The organism is Kribbella sp. CCNWLW201 (genome assembly GCF_037203805.1).
In the GTDB taxonomy this organism is placed as follows: Bacteria; Actinomycetota; Actinomycetes; order Propionibacteriales; family Kribbellaceae; genus Kribbella.
Genome location: NZ_JBBCBQ010000007.1, coordinates 100,685 through 120,199, shown reverse-complemented (window position 1 = coordinate 120,199; position 19,515 = coordinate 100,685). Strand labels below are relative to the sequence as shown.

The following is a 19,515-nucleotide window of genomic DNA, read 5'->3' as shown; positions in this document are numbered from 1 at the left end:
GAAGAGCAGCACCAGCAGGACGGCGGGTACGACGATCGACGCGCTCCCCAGGAAGGCACGGACGCCCCGTCCCTCGGGGCGCCGGGTGGTTGGAGCGTCGGGTGGATCCGGCATTCTGGAGTTGGATGCTCGCGGGTGGTCTGCGAGGAGGATCGATGGGGAACGTCGTACGGTCGGCTGACGCGTTCTTCCTGCATGTGGAGACCGCGGGCGCGCCGCAGCACGTCGGCGGTCTGGTGGTGTTCGAGACGACGGGTGACGACCGGCCGTCGGTGGATCAGGTGCGTGAGGTCGTGCGGAACGAGCTTGTGCGGCTGCCGCGATTCCGCCAGCGACTTGCGCGATCGTCGTACTGGCGACGTCCCCGTTGGGTGGAGGCCGACGACATCGACTGGTCGTCGCACGTCATGGAACGGCGTACGTCGGGCGGCCGGGTCGGTCTGTGCCGGGTTGTCGCAGATGCTGCGGAGACGGCGATATCCCGTGACCGGCCGATGTGGCGGATCATGTTGGTCACCGAGAACGGGTCGCCGCGGGAGCGCGCCAGTCAGATGGCGATGGTCCTGCTCGTTCATCATGCGATTGCTGACGGCAACGGGATCGTGAGTCAGGCGCTGAATCTGCTCCGCCCCAGGATCGAACTTTCCAGGCCGTCCGGCACGGCGCCGGGCCGCGTTCGGTTGGCCGCGGCAACGATCGCCGGCCTCGCGCAGCTGGCTACAGACGGGGGAGCGGGGTCGTCTCTTGCCTCGTCGCCGCGGCGGGAGTTCGCGACCGCCGATCTCGACCTGGCCACGGTACGGCGGGTGGCCGCTGCCCGCCACGTCCGCGTCACCGACGTGGTGCTCGCCCTCGTCGGCGACGCCGTGGCCGCGACCCACCGTGAAGTCACCGCCCGGGTCCACGGCCGATTGCGGGTCGCGGTGCCGCTGACGGTACGCCGGGTCGGGATCGCCGCCGAGACGAACGCGACTGCTGGGGTGATGGTCGACGTGCCGGTGGACGGCAGGCCGATCGAGGACCTGATCACCGAGGTAGGTCGCCGTACCACTCGCATCCGCACGCCGAGCAGGGCGGCGGCGTCGCGGTTCGTGCTCGCGACCGGTCTGCGAGCCCTGCCCGAGCCGGCGGCCGCGTGGTTCGCGAGAACGGTCTACGGGCGGCGCTTCTTCCACGCGATCGTGTCGAACATGCAGGGCTCACCGCAGCCGCTCTCGATGGCCGGGGTCGGCATTGCCCAGGTCTATCCAATCCTCCCGCTGGCTCCCGGAGCACCCCTGGCGGTAGGCGCCTTGAGTTGGTCAGGCTCGCTCGGCATCGGCATCACCACTGACCCGGCCTCCATGCATGCCGCCGCCCTCGCCACCCACCTCGAGTCAACCTTCACCCGGCTGCCCTCGTAGCCCGGCGCAGATCCGACGAGCATCCAATCCTTGACAGAGTTAAGTAAGTATTCCAATATCCTATCTGATCCGGTTCTCGGATACGTGTCGAGGGCCACGGATGGCCGGGGTCTCGGCGGTCACAACGTCAGAGAGGTCACCGCTCATGACCAGATCGGTGCGGAGCAGGGCACTACGAGGAACAGTCGTGGGTTTGGCGGTCGCCGGGCTGCTGGCCGCCGGCCTGGCTGTCACGTCTTCGGCCGTAGCGGCGCCGCGCGGGGTGACCGCGACGGCGGGCACCACGGGCGGGCCGGCGGGGGAGAAGGCGCTGAAGCCCTACATGGGCTGGAGCAGTTACAGCATGCAGGTCTACAGCGGGAATGGCCAAAGCTGGATCTCCGCGGACCGGCTGAAGGCTCAGTCGGACGCGATGCACGAGAAGCTCCAGCCGTACGGGTACGAGTACATCAACATCGACGCGGGCTGGAACGGCAGCACCGACGAGTACGGCCGGCCGGTGCCGAGCAAGACGTTGTACCCCGATGGCCTGCAGGCGGTGATCGACCACGTCCACGGCAACGGCCAGAAGGTCGGGCTGTACGCCATCCCGGGAATCAGCCAGTCACTGATCGACGCCAACCTTCCCGTGTACGGCGCCCCCGAATGCCGGACCGGAGACCTGCCGGTGCAGCCGCTGAAGAAGGCGGACTACTGGGGTCTCGGTTTCAAGATCGACTTCTCGAAGCCGTGCGCCCAGAAGTACATCGACTCGATCGCCGAGCTGTACGGCGCTTGGGGAGTCGACTTCCTGAAGTTCGACAGCGTGACTCCGGGCTCGGGGATCAGCGACCTCTCGCTCGATGCCCGTGACGACGTGAAGGCGTGGTCGGAGGCTCTCGCCCGTCACAGCATCTGGCTCGAGTTGTCGTGGGCGCTCGACATCAACCACGCGGACTACTGGAAGCAGTACGCCAACGGCTGGCGGATCGACTGGGATGTCGAGTGCTACTGCCCCGGTCAGGCGCTCACCACCTGGCAGAACATCGCGCGGCTGTTCCCGAAGCTGGCCGACTGGTGGCGCCAGGCCGGACCGGGTGGATGGAACGATCTCGACTCGCTGAATGTCGGCAATGGCCAGATGGACGGTCTCACTCGCGACGAGCGTCGTACCGCGGCAACGTTGTGGGCGGTCTCGGCTGCTCCGATGTACATCGGGAACGACATGACCAACCTCGACTCGTACGGCCTCGAGTTGCTCACGAACCGCGAGGTGATCGCGGTCAACCAGGCCGGGCGTCCCGCGCAGCCGGTGTCGACGAAGACGAACCGGCAGGTCTGGTTCTCGCTCAATCCCGACAACACCTACACCGTTGCCCTCTTCAACCTCGGGCAGACCGACGCCGACATGACGGTGAACTGGGCGGATCTCGGACTGGACGGTGCTGCGCAGGTACGCGACCTGTGGGCGCACAAGGACCTGGGACAGTTTGCCTCCGGCTTCACCGCGACGGATGTGCCGATCCACGGCGTACGCCTGCTCAAGGTCACGCCGCAGAAGAACTCGGGGATCCGCGTCAACGACGACGACCTGCGGGTGTCGTACGACGGCACCTGGCAGCGCAACGGCAACTACGAGGTGCCGGCGGTGTCGGAGCCGTTGACCGTCGCGGTGACTGACGCTGCGGCGAAGGCGAGCGACATCGGCACTCGGACCATCGAGGTGAACAACGACAATGCGCAGATTGTCTACACCGGTTCGTGGAGCCGGAGCACGGGCCGCGGGCTCGGCGACTATCAGGACGATGTGCAGTACACGGAGACCAATGGCGACGCCTTCTCGTACAGCTTCGTCGGCACCGGCGTCGACTACGTGACCGAGACCCACAACTCGCAGGGTGACGTCGACATCTACATCGACGGTCAGCTGAAGCAGACCGTGAGTACCTACCGCGAGGACGGGCGCGGAGCGCAGCAGGTCGTGTACAGCATCTCGGACCTCCCGAACGGGAGTCACACGATCCGCGGAGTGAAGAAGTCCGGACAGTTCATGCTGCTCGACAAGCTGAACGTGCGGCAGCAGAGCCTGCTGAACCCGGACAGCGCGACGTTCGACAAGACCGCTCCGGCCGACGTCAGCGTTCAGATTGCGCGCGACCCGGGCGAGTTGGTCGCGGTCTCGAAGGGAAGCCAGGCCCTTGTCAAGGGGACGGATTACACCGTCGACGGAAACGTCGTGACGATCAGGAAGGAGTACCTGGCAGGTCAGGCGGTCGGTAACACAGCGCTCGACTTCCGCTTCCGTGGCGACTATCGCGACGACGTGCATTACGCGACAGCGAACGACGCGGCGATCAACTTCAGCTTCCAGGGCAACGGAGTCGAGTGGATCACGGCGCTCGGTCCGGACCAGGGCGAAGCCGATGTCTACGTCGATGGCAAGCTCGTCCGTCGGGTGAATCTCCACAACGATGCCCGGGTCACGGCACGGCAGGTGTTCAGCTCGACCGGTCTGAAGAACGGGCCGCACACACTGCGGGTCGTCAAGGTCTCGGGCGACGTACTGCGGAACGACACGATCCGCTACACGATCGCGAAGTAGCGCTGACGAAGGACCCGGCGTCCGCGGTACGGCGGACGCCGGGTCTGGTGGTCAGAGGATGCTGAGGTTGATGGTGCCTGGTGCGAGCCTGCCGCTGTTCACCCGGTCGCGGCCGGCCCGGGTGTCGATGGTCAGCTGATCCGCTGATTCGGCATCCTTCAACTGGACGGTGGTCCGCAGGCCCGACACCCGCACGTTCCCGTCGGAGCCGGACACCCGGATGTTGTCCCTGCCGTTCGTGCCCTTGACGGTGACCGCGTCGACCGCTGAGTCGCCGCCGCTCGCGTTGAGCTGTCCGCCGAGGTCGACCTCGACCTTCCGGACATCGGTACGGCGCAGGTCGCCAACCGTCACCGTGTCGGCGCCGCCCAGGGCGTTGAGCGCGACCCGCTCGACGTCATCGGTGTCCATCACGATGTTGCCCACGTCCCGGGTGAACCGCAGTCGCGAACCGTTGGCCTCGGCAACGAACCGCTCCGCGGCCGCCGAACCGTTGAACAGCATGGTGTCCGGACCGCGACCGCCCTTGATCACGTCGCTGCCGTCGCCCGGATCCCAGATGAACTTGTCGGTGCCGTTGCCGAGCAGTGCCGTGTCGGTGCCACGGTTCCCGTCGACGACGTCGTTGCCGTTGCCAGTGCGGAACAGTTCGTTGCCGCTGCCACCGAAGGCCCTGTCGTTGCCGTTGCCGGTGTCGACGATCGTGGCCGGCTGCACCTCGGCGCCGAAGTCGATCCGCACGACGTCGTTGCCGCCCCGGCTGTTGACCATGATCTGGGTGAAGTCACTCCGGTTCACCGTGCGCTTCCCCTGACCTGGACCGAAGTCGACCTCGAGCTTCGACGTGTCGGCGGCCGGCACGCTCAGGCTGATGTTGTCGGCGCGGTTCGTGCCGGTGACGATGAGCTGGCCGGTGTCGATCACGACGCGGCGGTCAGGCGCCGCGGAGGCCGTCCCGGTCAGACTCAGGGCGATGCCGGTGGCGACGGCCGCGACAGCCGCCGCGCTCAGACCCCGCCGCACCCGTTTCGTCATGGTGTTCATGATGTGCTCCTCCCGGTTGGTATGTACGGGGCCTACACGGCCACCAGCGCGGGCGGGTTCAAACAAATTCGAGCGCTCATTCAAATAGTTGCCCAAGGCATCTAAAAGGAATTTCTGCCGACCAGTGAACCGGGTTGGCCCGGGGTCCGTGTAGGGAGCACCACTCAAGATGGACCCCGCAGAGGCAGGCGATCATGGCACCAGTCGCGATGCAGTCAACACCGGCGGTCGTCGGCTCAGCGCGCCTGGTGACCGGCCGCTACCGCTTGAAGGCGTTGCTTGGCCGCGGTGGTCGAGGCCCGGCCAGGCCCGTTCGTGCACGCCGGACCACTGCGCCGGATCATCGAGGCCCTCCTCGCCAAAGCCCCGGCCGATCGACCGACTGTTGATCAAACGACTGCCGTCCTGCACAACCTGGGGTACGGTCGTCTTTCGGTTTCGTCCGCTGATCACGGGAGTGCGCGTGGCTGGTGAGGTCAGGCTGATCGTTCAAGGTGACGACTTCGGCATGTGTCATGCCGTCAACGTCGGCACGATGCAGGCGTTTCAGGAAGGGATCCTGACGCAGACCTCGACCATGGCCGCGTGCCCGTGGTTCACCGAGGCTGCGGCGCTCGCACGCGAGTCCGGAATTCCGCTCGGCGTCCATCAGACCCTGACCTGCGAATGGGACTTTCTGCGCTGGCGGCCGCTGACCGATGGACCCTCGCTCGTGGGTGATGACGGAACGTTCTTCCGGACAGTCGCCGAGGCCCGGGCTTCGATCACCCACGACGACGCCGTACGCGAGCTGTCCGCTCAGGTAGCGAAGTTCGCCGCGGAGGGGCTCGCTATCGACTACCTGGACGTCCACATGGGCGAGAGTGCACCGGATGCGTACGCCGAGATCTCGGATGCCGCCGGGAAGCCGTACATCTACGGGCCCGAGGAGTCGCGGCGATTCGCCTCGATCGAAATCCTGAGCGACCGGGAAGCCGCAACCAAGAAGCCCTGGATGCTCGCCTACCTGGCCGGCCTGACACCAGGCGTCCACCTGCTGGTCACCCACTGCGCCGCCGCCGCACCGGAACTCGCCGCCCTCCACGCACCCGGCACCGAAACCTACCGCTGGGCCGAGGAATACCGCCTCTCAGACCAGGCCATAGTCACCGACCCCGAGATCCGCAAGACAATCGAGGAGCGAGACATCGAACTGGTCTCGATGCGCAACGCCTTCGGCTGACGGCGAGCGGTTCTTTCACGAGTCCCAGATTGGGCCGAGGGCGGGGATGCCCAGGCGCTCCATGCCGTGGACGACTGACCAGGTGACCTTCTTGTTGGACACGCAGATCACGGCTTCCGCGCCTGAGGACTTGTACGCCGAGTAGGCCAGCTTCACCATGTCGGGTTTGCCGTGGGCATCGGTGTCCCAGATCAGGGTGTCGGGCTGGGCGGTCAGGATTTCGTCAACCAGGTCCTGCCCGTAGGTCTTGACCGGGTCGCGCGTCACCCACACCAGCTTGTGCGGCACTCGGGCCGCCAGGACGTGGGCGAGCACAGGGCCGATGCCGCTTCCGGTCACCACGTAGACCACTCGGCGGAAGACCGTGCCGTAGTTCGCCATGCCGGCGGTCGCGACGCCGCGCACCCAGATGTGCGACGGCGGGTTGTCGATGAAGTCGCCGGTCCAGTCACCGGCCCGGGACACCGCCATCCGGAACCCTGGTGCACCGGGCGTTGGGATCACGGCGAAGCTGTGCCACTGCCGCAGTGGATGACGCGAGATCGACCGCGTCGAGCCCGCCATCGGCCTACTACGACCAGCCCGCACCAGAGCGACGTGCGACGACGGCCGCACGACCTCGATCGGGATCCGTCGCAGCAACATCCACGGGACCAACGAGCTGAATGTCGTCAGCGTCAGCACCCACACCGTCGGCGTTCCCGCCAGTGCCGCCGGTAGAGACTCGTCGCCGCGCTGCTCGTCCACGAGCAGCACCGCGCCGGTCCAGAACAGGACTGACAGTCCCCACCCTCCGAACCGGTGAACCTTCTCGAACAGGTCGTGGTGCTTGGCCCGAAATCCTGGCCGGGCAGTCATGACGATCCCGAGCAGCAAGAGAGATTGCACGCAGTACACGAGCAGTAGCCCTGAGGCCACCTCTCCAACGGCGATGACGGTCAGGCCCAGAAACCACAATGTCCCGCACGCCGCGCCACCTATGTGCAAGCCACCCAGGTGGTACCCCTTTGCCAGCGCCCACCGCAGCCGAAGTGGCCACGACTTAGGCACTCTCATCACCACCCGAGAAAGACAGTTCACGAAGAACTGCTGTCGCACCAGAATTCCCAGCGCGAAATTCAGCTGCGCTATCAGAGTGACGTTTGGCACGTCGATCCACCATTGATTCCTCAGGCCGCACCCGAACGCCACCACGTTGGCCGCCAGCACGAACGCGGCCAACCGATTGCTCTGCATCAGCCGCGGATGCTTGAGAATCCGCCTCCGCCACGGCAGGACATCCGGCAGCACGACCTCCGGCAACTGCGGATCCCGCCGAGCAGACGGCAACATACATACGGCACCCATGAAATTCCCCCAGAATTTCCCGAAATTCGCCGCAGCTCATCGAATCCCCGCCCCGGCGCCGAGCACGAATCAACTCGGTAATGCAGGCTGAGACGTCACCTCGTCCATTCCGGTTCGCACCCACCCCCGTGTTTGACCGCACTGCAACAGAACCTTCACGTTCTCGAATGGCTGGCGCATGATGGATGAAGCGTGAGCGGGGAAGTGGGGGACTGTGATGACAGTGGGGGAGGGGCGGACGCCCGATCGGCAGGTGGTTCGTCAGTTGCATCGGCTGGTCACCGGGTATCAGGTGTCGCAGGCGGTGCATGTGGCTGCGACGCTCGGTGTCTGCGATTTGCTGGCTGACGGTCCGAAGAGAGCAGGGGAGCTTGCCGCGGCGACCGGCGCGGATGCGCGGTCGTTGACCCGCCTGATGCGGGCGTTGGTCGCGATCGGCGTGTGCGCCGGCGACGACGAGGGCTTCGCCAACACCGAACTCGGTGACGCCTTGCGGACCGATGCGCCGTACTCGATTGCCGGCTGGGCGCGGTATGTCGGCCGGCCACATCACTGGCAGGCGTACGGGGCGCTGGAGCACAGCATCCGGACGGGCGAGAACGGGTTCGCGGTCGTTCACGGGCGGTCGGTCTGGGAGTACCTCACCGAGCAACCCGAAGAGCAGGCGGCTTTCGATGCGGCGATGACGAGCCTGTCCCAGGCGGTTTCGAACGCGGTCGTCGATGGCTACGACTTCGGGCAGTTCGGCACGGTCGTGGATATCGGCGGCGGGCGGGGACTGCTGATGTCAGCGATTCTGTCGCGCTATCCCTCGGTCCAGGGTGTCCTCTTCGACCAACCCGGTGTCGTGGCCGGCGCCGGCGAGATGCTGGGCGTGTTGGATCGCTGCGAAGTGGTCGGCGGCAGCTTCTTCGAGTCGGTTCCGCCGGGCGGTGACGCGTATGTCCTCAAGTCCGTGATCCACGACTGGGCGGATGCGGAGTCGGTCGCCATCCTGACCACCTGCCGGCGCGCGATACCGGAGCATGGTCGCTTGTTACTGGTGGAGCAGTTGCTCGACGACTCTCCGGATCCGGTGCGGACGGCCTGTAGTGATCTGACCATGCTGGTCGTCGCGGGCGGTCAGGAGCGTACGACGGATGAATATCGCGCTCTCTTGTCCGAGGCCGGCTTCGACCTGATGCGCGCCGTACCAACTGCCAGCAACTTCTTCATCCTCGAGGCGCGACCTGCGTGACCAATCTCGACCTCGCCACCACGAGGAGTCCGACGAGCGAGGCGGCAGCGCCGGCGATCATGAGGGTGGCCATGGGTACGGCGGTGTGCTCGCCACCCAGGCCGGCGATGGGGGCGATCGTGCCGGCGGCGACCCATTGGACGAAGCCCTGCACGGCCGCTCCGGTGCCGGGATGCTCTGGTACGGCGGCCGACGCGAGCGCACCGCCGTTCGGGATCATGAGGCCTTGGGCGGTCATCAACACGAAGAAGCACACCATGGCCACGATCAGTGGCGTATCGAACCAGAGGGCGCCGGCCAGCATCACGACACCCGCGGCGAGAGCGGCGAGCTGGCCGGCGAGGATGAGCTTGCGGGTGGAGACCCGCCCGGCGAGCCGGGCAGCGACGAGTGCGGCGATGGTCATGCCACCGGCGTTCGCGGCGAAGTCGATCGAGTATGCGACGGGGGACAGGCCGTTCATGGACTGCAGTACGAAGGCGGATGTGGCGACGTACGCGAACAGGGCGCCCATCGCAGCCCCGGCGACGATGACGTAACCGACGTATTCGCGATTGCCGAGAACGACCCGGCCGGCGGTGAGGAAGCTGCGCAGACCACCCCCGTGGCGGCGCTCGCGCGGTAGCGATTCGGGTACGGCGATCAGGACCGCGACCGTCATCGCGATCCCGAGCGCGGCGATCGCCCAGAACGAGACCCGCCAGTCGGACACCTGAAGGATGACCGCGCCGAGCAATGGGCCGACGATCGGCGCGATGCCGCCGACGGCCGCGATGACGTTCAGCACGCGGACGAGCTGGGCGCCGCGGGCCAGCTCGACGATCACGGCCCGGCCGATCACCATCGCCCACCCGCCGGCGAAACCTTGCACGAACCGAGCCACCGTCAGCACGCCGACCGTCGGCGTGAGCGCGCACACGACCGAGGCCGCGGTCATCGCCAGGATCGCGGCCAGCAGCGGGAACCGCCGGCCGCGTTGATCCGAGATCGGCCCGCCGACCAGTTGCCCGAGCGCCATCCCGACGAAGAACGTGGTCAGCGTCAGCTGGACCTGGGTCGCGCTCGCGGTCAGCTCACCGGCCACCCGCGGGAACGCCGGCACGTACATGTCGGTCGCCAGGGGTGCGATCGCGGTCAGGAAGATCACGGTCGCGACCAGCCCGGCAGTCAGCCGGGCCTGGCGACGCGAACTGGGAGCGGACGGCGAAATCAGCAGGTTGTTCAAGGCCGGAGCAGCACCTTGATCGCCTGGCGGGTGTCCATGGCCTGGTAGCCGGCGGCCGCCTCGTCGAGCGGGAGTTCGAGGTCGAAGACTTGGCCGGGACGGATCGTACGGTTCCAGATCCGGTCCATCAGGTCGGGCAGGAACCGCCGTACCGGGGCCGGACCGCCGTGCAGGTGGACGTGGGAGAAGAACAGCTCGTCGCCGTTCAGGGACACGTCGTGAGTCACGCCGACGTACCCGACGTGACCGCCGGCGCGGGTGGAGCGGATGGCTTGCATCATCGACTCCTGGGTGCCGACGGCCTCGATCACCGAGTGTGCGCCGAGCCCCTTGGTGAGCTCCTTGATCCGCTCGACTCCGGCGTCGCCACGCTCGGTGACGATGTCGGTGGCGCCGAATTCCAGCGCGAGCTTCTGACGCTCCGAGTGTCGGCTCATGGCGATGATGCGCTCGGCGCCGAGTTGCTGGGCGGCCATCACGCCGAGCAGTCCGACCGCGCCGTCGCCGACGACGGCGACGGTCTTACCGGGGCCGACCTCGGCAGCGACAGCGGCGAACCAGCCAGTCCCGAGTACGTCGGAGGCGGCCAGGAAATCCGGTACGAGGTCGGCGTCGGGGACTTCGGGGGTGGCGACCAGGGTGCCGTCGGCCAGCGGGACCCGCATCCGCTGCGACTGTGCGGCGCCCGACGTACCGAGGATCTCGCGGTGGACGCAGGAGGTCTGGTAGCCGGCCAGGCAGATCTCGCAAGTGTTGTCGGAGGCGAAGAACGAGCCGACCACGAACTGCCCCGGCTTGATCGTCGTGACCGCCGAGCCGACCTCCTCGACGATCCCGGCGTACTCGTGGCCCATCGGCATCGGTTCGTCGACCTTGTCCGCGCCGCGGTACGGCCACAGGTCGGAGCCGCAGATGCAGGTCGCGGACAGCCGGATGATCGCGTCGGTCGGCTTCAGGATGGCCGGCTCGGGCCGGTCCTCGACCCGGACATCGCCGGGGGCATGCATCACTACACCACGCATCGGTGGAACTCCTCGCAGAACTGGGGGTCGTCCGTCCAGTGAACGGGATGCCTGCGGGCTGAGGGAGTCTCTTTCGTGAGGTGTACTGGTAGTGCATCCCTTTCGGGTGAGGTACGTCGTACCGTCGTTGCTATGGACAACCGTGCCGAGGTCCGCGAGTTCCTGATCTCGCGGCGCGCCAAGGTCACCCCGGAGCAGGCGGGGCTTCCTGTGGTCGGCAGCCGGCGGGTGCCCGGGTTGCGCCGCGGCGAGGTCGCCACGCTCGCCGGAGTGAGCGTCGAGTACTACTCCAAGCTCGAGCGCGGGGCGCTGGGTGGTGTGTCCGCCTCGGTGCTGGATGCGATCGCCCGCGCGCTGCAGCTCGACGACGCGGAGCGGGCCCATCTGTTCCACCTGGCCCACGCCGCCGACGGCACCAGTGCCGGTATGCGCCCTCGCCGCCGCGTCGGCAAACGCTGGACCGCGCGGCCGAGCCTGCAGTGGGTTCTCGACAGGTTCACCGCGCCGGCGATCGTCCGCAACGGGCGGATGGACCTGCTCGCCTGCAACCACCTCGGCCGGGCCATGCATGCCACTGTGTACGATGCCGCCGGCGCGGAGCCGAACTTCGCCCGGTTCACGTTCCTCGACCTCGAGGCCGCCCGTGACTTCTACCCCGACTGGGATGGAGCCGCAGACATCTGCGTCGCCATCCTGCGCACCGAGGCCGGCCGCGACCCGCACGACAAGGAACTGCACGACCTGGTCGGCGAGCTGTCCACCCGCAGCGAGGAGTTCCGCCGCCGCTGGAGCGCCCACAACGTGCGCACGCACGGGACCGGCACCAAACGCTTCCATCACCGCGACGTCGGCGACCTCGAACTCGCCTACGAAAGCATGGACATGATCTCCGACCCCGGCCTCACCCTCACCCTGTACGCCGCCGAGCCCAGCTCACCGACCGCCCAAGCCCTCGATCTCCTCGCCTCCTGGACGTCTCAGACTCCTACCCGACCGTGATGACGACACGTTGATAGTGCGTCAGGGCGGGGCTCCCGTGGTCCGTTGCCTCGAAGATCACATGGATGGTCTGGCCTGGCTCTGCGTCGTTGGGGATCTGCAGAGTCGTCGAGTCGCCGTCGATCGCTAGGGTGACCGTGCCTGGATAGGTGCCTGCCTCTTGGTACTGCCACCAGTTGGCGGTCACCGCGTGGCCGTCCGGGTGGGTCACCTTCGCGTGCAGTGTCACGGTTTCACCCGGCTGCCGGACGAGGTCCAGGCCTTCGACCACGGACGCCTGTGGGTGATGGTTGGCCTGGGCCGGATCGCTGGTCACGCTCCACTTCAGTCGTGCGGCGAAGTCGTTCTGGATCGCCGCGAAGAACCTCGCGCTCGAGTAGTCGATGGCCGGGGTGCCCTCCGGGGTCGCATCAAGCGCGTCCTTGTTCGACCAGCGCTTCGGGTCAGCCGGGTCGACGGCCTGGCGTCCGCCCCAGCCGCCCCACGCCGGGTCCTGCCAGTTGCGCAGGCCGTTGTCGATGAGCAGCGCGAGGTTCGAGGAGTCGCCCTCGGAGATCCAGGAGTCCTTCGGCTGTGGCGGGGTCCAGACCTTGTACCCCATCGCGGTGAGCTGCTCGACGTCGTACCCGGAAAGACCGAAGTAGTCCTCGTCGTCGAAGCCGTCGGCCATCTGTTTGCCGTCGCCCCAGACGCGGTACGCCGCCCCGATCGGGCCGACTCGGGAGACGTTGTCCCGCGTCCAGTCCGCGGAGAGGTACTGCGCGTCGGACGGTGGTACGACGTTGCGGGCGCCGTACCCCCAGGTGTGGGTGGCGACCTCGCGGAGCTCGATTTCCGGCCAGTGTGGCTTGATGTAGTCGAGGTACGTCGAGTCCTGCTGAGCGAAGCTGGTGATGACCGCCTTGGCCACGATCTTGGCGTAGATCGAGTCCCAGTGAGGTGTGCCTCTGAAGTCGTCCTCGATCGACTTCAGGGCACGCGCGATCGTGTTGGGTCCGCCCCACGCCTGCAGGAACACCTGACCAGGCTCGTCGTCGAGCAGGATGTCCTTGATCAGATCCGAGCCGGCGGTGTCCGCTCGCATGTCACCGACCTCGATCACGTTCCCCTCTCGGATGAGGGACCGCAGATAGTCGGGGGTGGGATACCTGGCGTCGTGCTTCACGAGGTTGGAGTAGACCTGCGCGTAGGCGTCAACGGCCTCGTCGATGTGGAGCCGAGCACCCGGCGCCGGCCACCTGTGGGGGGCGATGCCCAACGCGGCGTCGCCCTTGTGGTGAAACATGCTCGAGGAATAGATCAGCCCGACGATGCTGATCTCGTTGCTGTACAGCAGCAACCGCAGCATCGAATTCAGATCATCAAGCTCCGGATCCGTCGTGATCACCGTGCGCGGTGCGGTCGCCCTCATGGACGGACCCTTTCACGAAAGACCCGGAGCCAAGATCCTCCAGTCTCGGTGAGCGGACCGGTCGTCAGCGGACGATTGCTACAGTCGCTTGCCGGCCTTCGATGCTCCGGTCATGAGCGCTTGTAGGTGACGCGCCAGCCCTCGGCCGGGTCCGGCGGGGTGAGGACCAGGGTGTCGCCCTTCACCTCGAAGACGCGGGTCAGTTTCTGGCCGATGAGGGCGCGTGCCAAGGACGACTCGACGGTCACTTCGAACGTCCCGGCAGGTCGGTCGACATCGACGGTCCCGTAGAAGGCTTCGTACCCGTTCAAGGTGTACGGCGTGTCCGGAGCGTTGGGGTCGGGGTTCATGGCCTGCACCGACATGGTGCCCGCCGTGGTGAAAACGATCTGCCCGGAGTACGGCACGGGCTGGAGGTTCCCCTCGGTGCCGACCTCCAGCGACGTCATCCGCCACGCACCGATGAGGGGACCCGCGCCGCGATCAGCCATGCTCTGCTGGGCGAACGGCGCGGACATCAGGAGGGCCAGCGCGAGGGCAAGCGCCAGCGCGGCGACTTTGAGCTTCGTCTTCATGTGTCGTCAGTTCCTCTTCTGCGGGGACGGGTACGGCCTTTCCGGCCGATTGCAGTCAATCCCGCGTGAGGCGCCTGAGGGAGTCTCCTTCGTGACGTGTACTCACAGTGCATGCCAGCGGAATCAGTCAGCCGCAGCAGAGGAGAAGGTGCTTCGCGCCGGGCGCCGAACCCGGATGCCAGGCGAGACCCGGCTTTCGAGCTTGGCTGCACTCGGCCTGGCCGGTGCGGCCCGGCGCGAAGCGCTCTGTGACAGACAGCCCCCCGGTACCCGCCAACGGACCTCCCAACGCCTTGACGGTCCAACCTGAGTGGTCAGGGCTGGGAGCAGGGGCCGTGGTCGAGCTGGCTGGGCCGGACTCGACCACGTCCGGTGACGCCACTTGGCCGGACTGTCAAGATGGCTCGGTGTGCGACGGCCGGTGGGGGTGGTCAGCCAGGGCTTGCTTGTAGAGGCGGTGCGCCCACACTTGCAGCCCGAGCATCGCCTCGACGTAGTCACGAGCTCCGGGCAGGCTGCTGTGAGCTTGTTCTTCAAGTGCCATGACGCGCGCATGGCGTAGTTCGACCTGCTGACGCACGATGTCACACAGTGCGTCTTCCAGGGGCTGCGCCGATCCGAGCGTGATTGCGCGCTCGGCCGCGGGGATCACCGGGCCGACATCGAGTCCCGCGGGCTTCAACCCTGTGAACGGTGCACCTTCGCCTGCTCGGTGGATCCGGACGACGGTCTCGAAGAACCAGCGGTCTGCGACCTCGCGTGACTCAGGACCGTGCGCTCGTGCCTTCAGAACCAGCGCGAAGGCTTGTCGCACCTCTTCCTCACCGTCCGCGGCGACGTACGGGAGCACGACATCGACCTTGCCCTGATCGAGGGCCGCGCGCGCCGCGGTGACGACCGGACCATCCAGAGAATCGCAATGCGGTGGCATACCTCCCACCTCCATTCATCACCTCGATCCTCAGCGCCGGCGGGGACGATCGCCCAGGGCCGATCTGCCTCAGGTTCGGCGCCAGAAGGCACAGCACCAGTGGGGTTGTCTGGTCACATTGGCCCGGCTGGCGAGGCTCGTCTCCGTGCGCTTGGACTCTGGGCTCGAGGGACCTTCGTCCCTGCTGGGCGCCTGGCCGGGCTGCGACGCTGAGCGAATGGACCTGGACATCACGACCCATCTGCGCGCGTCGTCGCCGGATCTCTCGGTCGGCACGCGCATCGATCTTGACGACGTGGTGAAGCGGTACCTGGTCGGCGACACCACGGTGACAGCGCTGACCGACGTGAACCTTCACGTCGACGAGGCTGCCTTTGTCGTCGTTCTCGGCCCGTCCGGGAGTGGGAAGACGACCCTGCTCAACATGATCGGGTTACTCGACACGCCAACGGCGGGCAGAGTTGCCCTGAACGGCAAAGACGTGACCAGATCGTCGCGAGGTGAGCAGTTCGCGCTGCGGCGCCACACCGTGAGCTTCATCTTCCAGACCTTCAACCTGTTCCCCGGTCTGACCGCCTTGGAGAACGTCCAGTTCGGCGCCGACGTGGCGGGTCGGCCGGCAGCCGCCGAGGTTGCCCGGGACGGGCTCGCGCTGGTCGGCCTCGCCGATCGACTGCATCACTTCCCGCACCAGTTGTCCGGCGGAGAACAGCAGCGGGTCGCGATCGCCCGGGCATTGGCCACCGACAATCCGATCCTCCTGGCCGACGAGCCGACCGGTGAGCTCGACTTCCGGACCGGCGTCCAGATTCTGGAACTCCTGCAGGCGCAGGCCGAGGCCGGCAAGACAGTGCTCGTCGTCACACACAATCGTGAGTTGTCCCGGGTGGCGGATCGGGTCATCGAACTGTCGAGCGGTCGCATTGTCAGTGACGACCGGCCGAGCGGTGGGAAGAGCCGCACGGACGAACTGCGCTGGTAGCCGGCATGAGTACGGGCTCCCTTCGTCTCTGGATCGTCTGGTCATGGCGCGACCTGCGGCGGCGCTGGCTCTTGGTCACGGCGCTCGCCCTCGTGATCGCTGTCGGCACGGGGGTGTACGCCGGCCTCGGCGGGACGAGCGCCTGGCGAATCCAGTCCAACGACCACAGCTACGCCAGCCTTCGGATGCACGACCTGCGGGTGCAGCTGCCGGAGGGAGGGTTCACCGCGGAAGGGTCGCTCTTGCGGGCGGTGTCCGATCTCCGCGATGCCTCTGTGGTCGACGCAGCGGTCGAACGACTCGTCGTACCCACGCTGGTCGAGGTGTCGACCGGCGCCGACCCGTTGCTCGTCCCCGGTGAGGTCGTCGGCATGCCGGCCGGCCAGGCACCTGTCAACGACTTGTACGTCGACAGCGGGCGTGGCCTGCGTTCGACCGATGGTCGCAACCCGGTCGTCGTGCTCGAGTCCAAGTTCGCCTCAGGGCATGATCTTCCCGCGCAGGGCAGCCTCCTGCTCAATGCCGGTACGCGTCTGCAGTACGTCGGCACCGGCTATACCCCGGAGTACTTCCAGGTGACCGGGCGCAGCGGGATGGTGCTCGGCGAGGAGGGCTACGCCGTGGTGTTCATGCCACGCGTGGCGGCGCAACAGGCGACCGGGCACGTTGGCCAGGTGAACGACCTCGTCCTGCGCCTGCGGGCGGGAGCAGACTCCGAGTCCGTTCGCCGGGAGCTGGCCGCCGCGGTCGCGCCGGCCGGCGGGACCGTCACCACCCGGGCCGAGGATCCGGTCCACCGGGCGTTGTACGAGGACGCTCACAACGACCAAACCACCTGGAACGTCTTCGCTTTCCTGATCCTGTTCGGTGCGGCCGTCGCAACCTTCAACCTGGTCAACCGGATGATCGAGTCGCAGCGCCGGGAGATCGGGGTCGGGATGGCTCTCGGAGTCCCACCGCGCAGGCTCGCCATCCGTCCGATGCTCGTCGGTGTGCAGATCGCCGTCGTCGGGGTGGTCGCCGGGATCGGTGTGGGCTGGCTGGTGGGCGTGGCGATGGGCAAGGTCATGGCGGACCTGCTGCCCCTGCCGATCTGGATGACACCGTTCCAGGCCGGCCGGTTCGCACAGGCCGCCGTACTCGGACTGCTCATCCCGGTCCTGGCCACGATCCTTCCCATCGTCCGGGCGGTCCGCCTGCATCCGGTCGATGCCATTCGCACCGGCGCGTACGGGTCGGCGCGGCCGGCGGGGCGCTTGCTCTCGTTGCTGTCCAAGGCCCACCTGCCCGGGCGCACCTACCTGTCGATGTCACTCCGCAACCTCCTCCGGGCACCACGCCGTACCGCGCTCACTGCGCTCGGGGTCGCCGCTGCGATGACGTCGCTGGTCGCGGTTCTCGGCCTCCTGGACACCTTCTCCGCCGCCGGAGACGCGAATGCCGCTGAGGCCGGGCGCAGCAGTCCCGCGCGGCTGGTAGTCACCCTCGACAGCTACTACCCACTGAATTCCGCGGCGATAGGAGCGGTCACCGGGACGACCGCAGTGGCCGCGTCGGAACCGCAGCTGGCTGTCCCGGCGACACTCAGCGACAAGGGAACCACGGTCGACGGGGTGGTCCAGGTGATCGATCTCGCCAACAAGATCTGGGCTCCCACGCTGCTCGACGACCACGGTCCGAAGAACGGGATCGTGTTGTCGAAGAAGGCGGCCAAGGACCTTGGCGTGGCACCCGGCGACATGATCGACCTCCGGCATCCGTTGCGGGCCGCCGACAGTTTCCGGCTGGTCACCAGCCGGGTTCCGGTCCGCGCGCTCCACCCGAACCCGTGGCGCACCTTCGCCTATCTCGACGTGGGCGAAGCCGGGCTCTTCGGCCTGACCGGCAGCGCCAACCAGGTCGTCGTCGTTCCGTCCGCGGACGTCGACGAGCTCAGGCGCAGCCTGTTCCGCCTGCGGGGTGTTGCGGCGATCGATGCGGCGGCCGGGTTCGCCGAGGTTCTCGACAACGCGCTCGCCCAGTTCACCGGAATCCTTCGAGTCATCGAGGTTGCCACCGTTCTGCTGGCGATGCTGATCGCTTTCAACACGGCCAGCATCAGCGCCGACGAACGGACCCGCGAACACGCCACGATGCTCGCCTTCGGGCTCCCACCACGAGTCGTGACGGGTATGGCGGTCGCCGAGAACGCCCTGATCGGACTGATCGGCACGGTGGCCGGCCTGGCCGGCGGATATGCCGGACTCAGCTACATCGTCTCCGGATTCGATCAGGTGACTCCCGAGCTACTGGTGGAACCCACCTTGTCCGCCTCGACCGTGGTGACCACGCTCGCAATCGGCATCTCGGTGGTGGCACTCGCACCACTGCTCGCCATCCGGCGCGAGCGCCGGATGGACATTCCTGCGGCCCTGCGAGTCGTCGAGTGACCCGTCCGGCAAGTTCACCCTCAAGGCGCTGCCGGCCACCGACAACCCAGGTGAGTTCCTGATGCTTGCCGCGGCCGGTGCCGGGTACGGTGTGAACGCCAAGGCGAAGAACAAGGAGCTCGCACTGAAGTTCGTCAACTACGTGATGTCGCCCGAGGGCATGAACCTGTTCGTCAAGAAACAGGGCGGCCTTCCGTCCCTTCCCGACACCGGGTACACGCCTGACCAGGCGATGGACACCGACTACAGGGCCGGTACGTGACGGAGCTCGTCGGTCGGGTCGCTCTCGGGGTTGCGAGCTTCTCGTTCGCACCCCGGGACCGGTCTGCCGATCTGGCCACGATCCGGGCCGGCATTGCCGCGGGTACGACGATCCTCGACACCGCGCGGGCGTATGCCCGGGTGGATGCTCCGTTGTACGGCGAGGAGCTGGCTGCGGAAGCGGCCCGGGAGACGGGCGTGCTGGTCGGGACGAAGGGTGGTCATTCGCGGACCGGCCAGACCACGTGGGATGCGGACATCAGTGCGGGACGGATTCGGTCCGACGTCGAGACCAGCCTTCGGGTGTTCGGGGGAGAGCGGCTCGATCTCTACTACCTGCACCGAGTCGATCTCGCCGAACAACCGGTGGAGGAAGGCGTGGCGGCTCTCGCGTCGCTGCATGACGAGGGAAAGCTGGCCCGGATCGGTTTGTCGAACGTCAGCGTCGCTGAACTGGAGCGGGCGACCACAGTCGCCCGCGTCGACGCCGTACAGAACAAGCACACCGCGATGGGGCGTGAGTCGCTCGATGTGCTCGCGTGGTGCGAGGCCAACGAGGTGCCGTTCTTCGCCTACTCACCCCTGCGTTCCCCAGCCGAGGCCCCGCACCTGCAGGCGATCGCGGACGCCCGTGGCATCTCCCTCCAACGTCTCCAACTGCGCGCCCTGTTGGCCTCGTCGCCCGTGTTGTCGGTGGTCTCGGGCGCGACCCGGCCCCAGACAGTCCTCGACTCGCTCGCCGCAGAATCCGACCCCTGGGACGAACCCCTCCAGACCGCCTACACTGCCGACCTCGCCTTGACCGCCACCCGCTGAGCTGGCGGTGGGTTGGGTCGTGGCGGCGGT

General features: G+C 67.2%; 16 protein-coding genes. 9 read left to right on the top strand and 7 right to left on the bottom strand.

The window, feature by feature from the left end; genetic code table 11:
* Window positions 1-155 precede the first annotated feature (155 nt).
* Window positions 156-1,403: a wax ester/triacylglycerol synthase domain-containing protein gene (locus V9K99_RS26795; RefSeq protein WP_337324076.1), complete on the top strand. Its 1,248-nt coding sequence runs from the start codon at window positions 156-158 to the stop codon at window positions 1,401-1,403.
* A gap of 187 nt (window positions 1,404-1,590) precedes the next feature.
* Complete coding sequence (locus V9K99_RS26790) at window positions 1,591-3,984, top strand: X2-like carbohydrate binding domain-containing protein (protein ID WP_337324077.1); 2,394 nt, start codon at window positions 1,591-1,593, stop codon at window positions 3,982-3,984.
* A gap of 51 nt (window positions 3,985-4,035) precedes the next feature.
* Here V9K99_RS26790 and V9K99_RS26785 read toward each other — a convergent pair whose 3' ends face one another.
* Entirely contained in the window at window positions 4,036-5,028 is a 993-nt protein-coding gene (locus V9K99_RS26785) for a hypothetical protein (protein ID WP_337324078.1), read from the bottom strand.
* A gap of 463 nt (window positions 5,029-5,491) precedes the next feature.
* Between V9K99_RS26785 and V9K99_RS26780 the strand changes: the two genes are divergently transcribed.
* Entirely contained in the window at window positions 5,492-6,250 is a 759-nt protein-coding gene (locus tag V9K99_RS26780; RefSeq protein ID WP_337324079.1) for a carbohydrate deacetylase, read from the top strand.
* A gap of 15 nt (window positions 6,251-6,265) precedes the next feature.
* Here V9K99_RS26780 and V9K99_RS26775 read toward each other — a convergent pair whose 3' ends face one another.
* Window positions 6,266-7,108, bottom strand: coding sequence for a hypothetical protein (locus tag V9K99_RS26775; protein WP_337336410.1), 843 nt, complete (start codon window positions 7,106-7,108; stop codon window positions 6,266-6,268).
* 706 nt (window positions 7,109-7,814) lie between these two features.
* Here V9K99_RS26775 and V9K99_RS26770 point away from each other — a divergent pair.
* Window positions 7,815-8,834 (top strand): methyltransferase, encoded by a 1,020-nt coding sequence (locus tag V9K99_RS26770; protein ID WP_337324081.1) that lies wholly within the window; start codon window positions 7,815-7,817, stop codon window positions 8,832-8,834.
* Here the strand turns inward: V9K99_RS26770 and V9K99_RS26765 are convergent.
* Both V9K99_RS26765 and V9K99_RS26760 read right to left on the bottom strand, forming a co-directional pair.
* On the bottom strand, window positions 8,809-10,059 hold the full coding sequence (locus tag V9K99_RS26765; protein ID WP_337324082.1) for a multidrug effflux MFS transporter: 1,251 nt from the start codon (window positions 10,057-10,059) through the stop codon (window positions 8,809-8,811). The two genes, V9K99_RS26770 and V9K99_RS26765, sit on opposite strands and share 26 nt — an antisense overlap.
* Window positions 10,056-11,081 carry a zinc-dependent alcohol dehydrogenase family protein gene (locus tag V9K99_RS26760; RefSeq protein WP_337324083.1) on the bottom strand — a complete coding sequence of 342 codons (1,026 nt, stop codon included), beginning with the start codon at window positions 11,079-11,081 and terminating at the stop codon, window positions 10,056-10,058. The genes V9K99_RS26765 and V9K99_RS26760 overlap by 4 nt, the downstream gene beginning before the upstream one ends.
* Window positions 11,082-11,213: 132 nt before the next feature.
* Here V9K99_RS26760 and V9K99_RS26755 point away from each other — a divergent pair, with 132 nt between their 5' ends.
* Window positions 11,214-12,080 carry a helix-turn-helix transcriptional regulator gene (locus tag V9K99_RS26755; protein ID WP_337324084.1) on the top strand — a complete coding sequence of 289 codons (867 nt, stop codon included), beginning with the start codon at window positions 11,214-11,216 and terminating at the stop codon, window positions 12,078-12,080.
* Here the strand turns inward: V9K99_RS26755 and V9K99_RS26750 are convergent.
* The 3 genes from V9K99_RS26750 to V9K99_RS26740 form a co-directional block, all read right to left on the bottom strand.
* Entirely contained in the window at window positions 12,067-13,491 is a 1,425-nt protein-coding gene (locus tag V9K99_RS26750) for a DUF1593 domain-containing protein (protein ID WP_337324085.1), read from the bottom strand. The genes V9K99_RS26755 and V9K99_RS26750 overlap by 14 nt on opposite strands.
* A 110-nt stretch (window positions 13,492-13,601) precedes the next feature.
* On the bottom strand, window positions 13,602-14,066 hold the full coding sequence (locus V9K99_RS26745; protein WP_337324086.1) for a lipocalin-like domain-containing protein: 465 nt from the start codon (window positions 14,064-14,066) through the stop codon (window positions 13,602-13,604).
* Between the two features lie 394 nt (window positions 14,067-14,460).
* The gene (locus V9K99_RS26740; protein ID WP_337324087.1) at window positions 14,461-14,997 is read right to left on the bottom strand and encodes a DUF6448 family protein; all 537 of its coding nucleotides are present in this window, start codon (window positions 14,995-14,997) and stop codon (window positions 14,461-14,463) included.
* Window positions 14,998-15,214: 217 nt separating this feature from the next.
* Here V9K99_RS26740 and V9K99_RS26735 point away from each other — a divergent pair, with 217 nt between their 5' ends.
* From V9K99_RS26735 to V9K99_RS26720, 4 genes are read left to right on the top strand one after another with little or no spacing between them, the layout of a single operon-like run.
* The gene (locus tag V9K99_RS26735) at window positions 15,215-15,979 is read left to right on the top strand and encodes an ABC transporter ATP-binding protein (RefSeq protein WP_337324088.1); all 765 of its coding nucleotides are present in this window, start codon (window positions 15,215-15,217) and stop codon (window positions 15,977-15,979) included.
* A 5-nt stretch (window positions 15,980-15,984) separates the two neighbouring features.
* A complete protein-coding gene (locus V9K99_RS26730; protein WP_337324089.1) occupies window positions 15,985-18,408 on the top strand; it encodes an ABC transporter permease in 2,424 nt (807 codons plus the stop codon).
* Complete coding sequence (locus V9K99_RS26725) at window positions 18,383-18,670, top strand: extracellular solute-binding protein (protein WP_337336412.1); 288 nt, start codon at window positions 18,383-18,385, stop codon at window positions 18,668-18,670. Before V9K99_RS26730 ends, V9K99_RS26725 begins: the two co-directional genes overlap by 26 nt.
* Entirely contained in the window at window positions 18,667-19,485 is an 819-nt protein-coding gene (locus tag V9K99_RS26720) for an aldo/keto reductase (RefSeq protein WP_337324090.1), read from the top strand. Before V9K99_RS26725 ends, V9K99_RS26720 begins: the two co-directional genes overlap by 4 nt.
* Window positions 19,486-19,515 lie beyond the last annotated feature (30 nt).

Excerpts from the sequence above, each read along its gene's own strand:
- V9K99_RS26795 (WP_337324076.1), top strand. The coding sequence starts at position 156 with ATGGGGAACGTCGTACGGTCGGCTGACGCGTTCTTCCTGCATGTGGAG.
- V9K99_RS26785 (WP_337324078.1), bottom strand. The coding sequence starts at position 5,028 with ATGAACACCATGACGAAACGGGTGCGGCGGGGTCTGAGCGCGGCGGCT.
- V9K99_RS26775 (WP_337336410.1), bottom strand. The coding sequence starts at position 7,108 with ATGACTGCCCGGCCAGGATTTCGGGCCAAGCACCACGACCTGTTCGAG.
- V9K99_RS26770 (WP_337324081.1), top strand. The coding sequence starts at position 7,815 with ATGACAGTGGGGGAGGGGCGGACGCCCGATCGGCAGGTGGTTCGTCAG.
- V9K99_RS26760 (WP_337324083.1), bottom strand. The coding sequence starts at position 11,081 with ATGCGTGGTGTAGTGATGCATGCCCCCGGCGATGTCCGGGTCGAGGAC.
- V9K99_RS26755 (WP_337324084.1), top strand. The coding sequence starts at position 11,214 with ATGGACAACCGTGCCGAGGTCCGCGAGTTCCTGATCTCGCGGCGCGCC.
- V9K99_RS26750 (WP_337324085.1), bottom strand. The coding sequence starts at position 13,491 with ATGAGGGCGACCGCACCGCGCACGGTGATCACGACGGATCCGGAGCTT.
- V9K99_RS26745 (WP_337324086.1), bottom strand. The coding sequence starts at position 14,066 with ATGAAGACGAAGCTCAAAGTCGCCGCGCTGGCGCTTGCCCTCGCGCTG.
- V9K99_RS26740 (WP_337324087.1), bottom strand. The coding sequence starts at position 14,997 with ATGCCACCGCATTGCGATTCTCTGGATGGTCCGGTCGTCACCGCGGCG.
- V9K99_RS26735 (WP_337324088.1), top strand. The coding sequence starts at position 15,215 with ATGGACCTGGACATCACGACCCATCTGCGCGCGTCGTCGCCGGATCTC.
- V9K99_RS26730 (WP_337324089.1), top strand. The coding sequence starts at position 15,985 with ATGAGTACGGGCTCCCTTCGTCTCTGGATCGTCTGGTCATGGCGCGAC.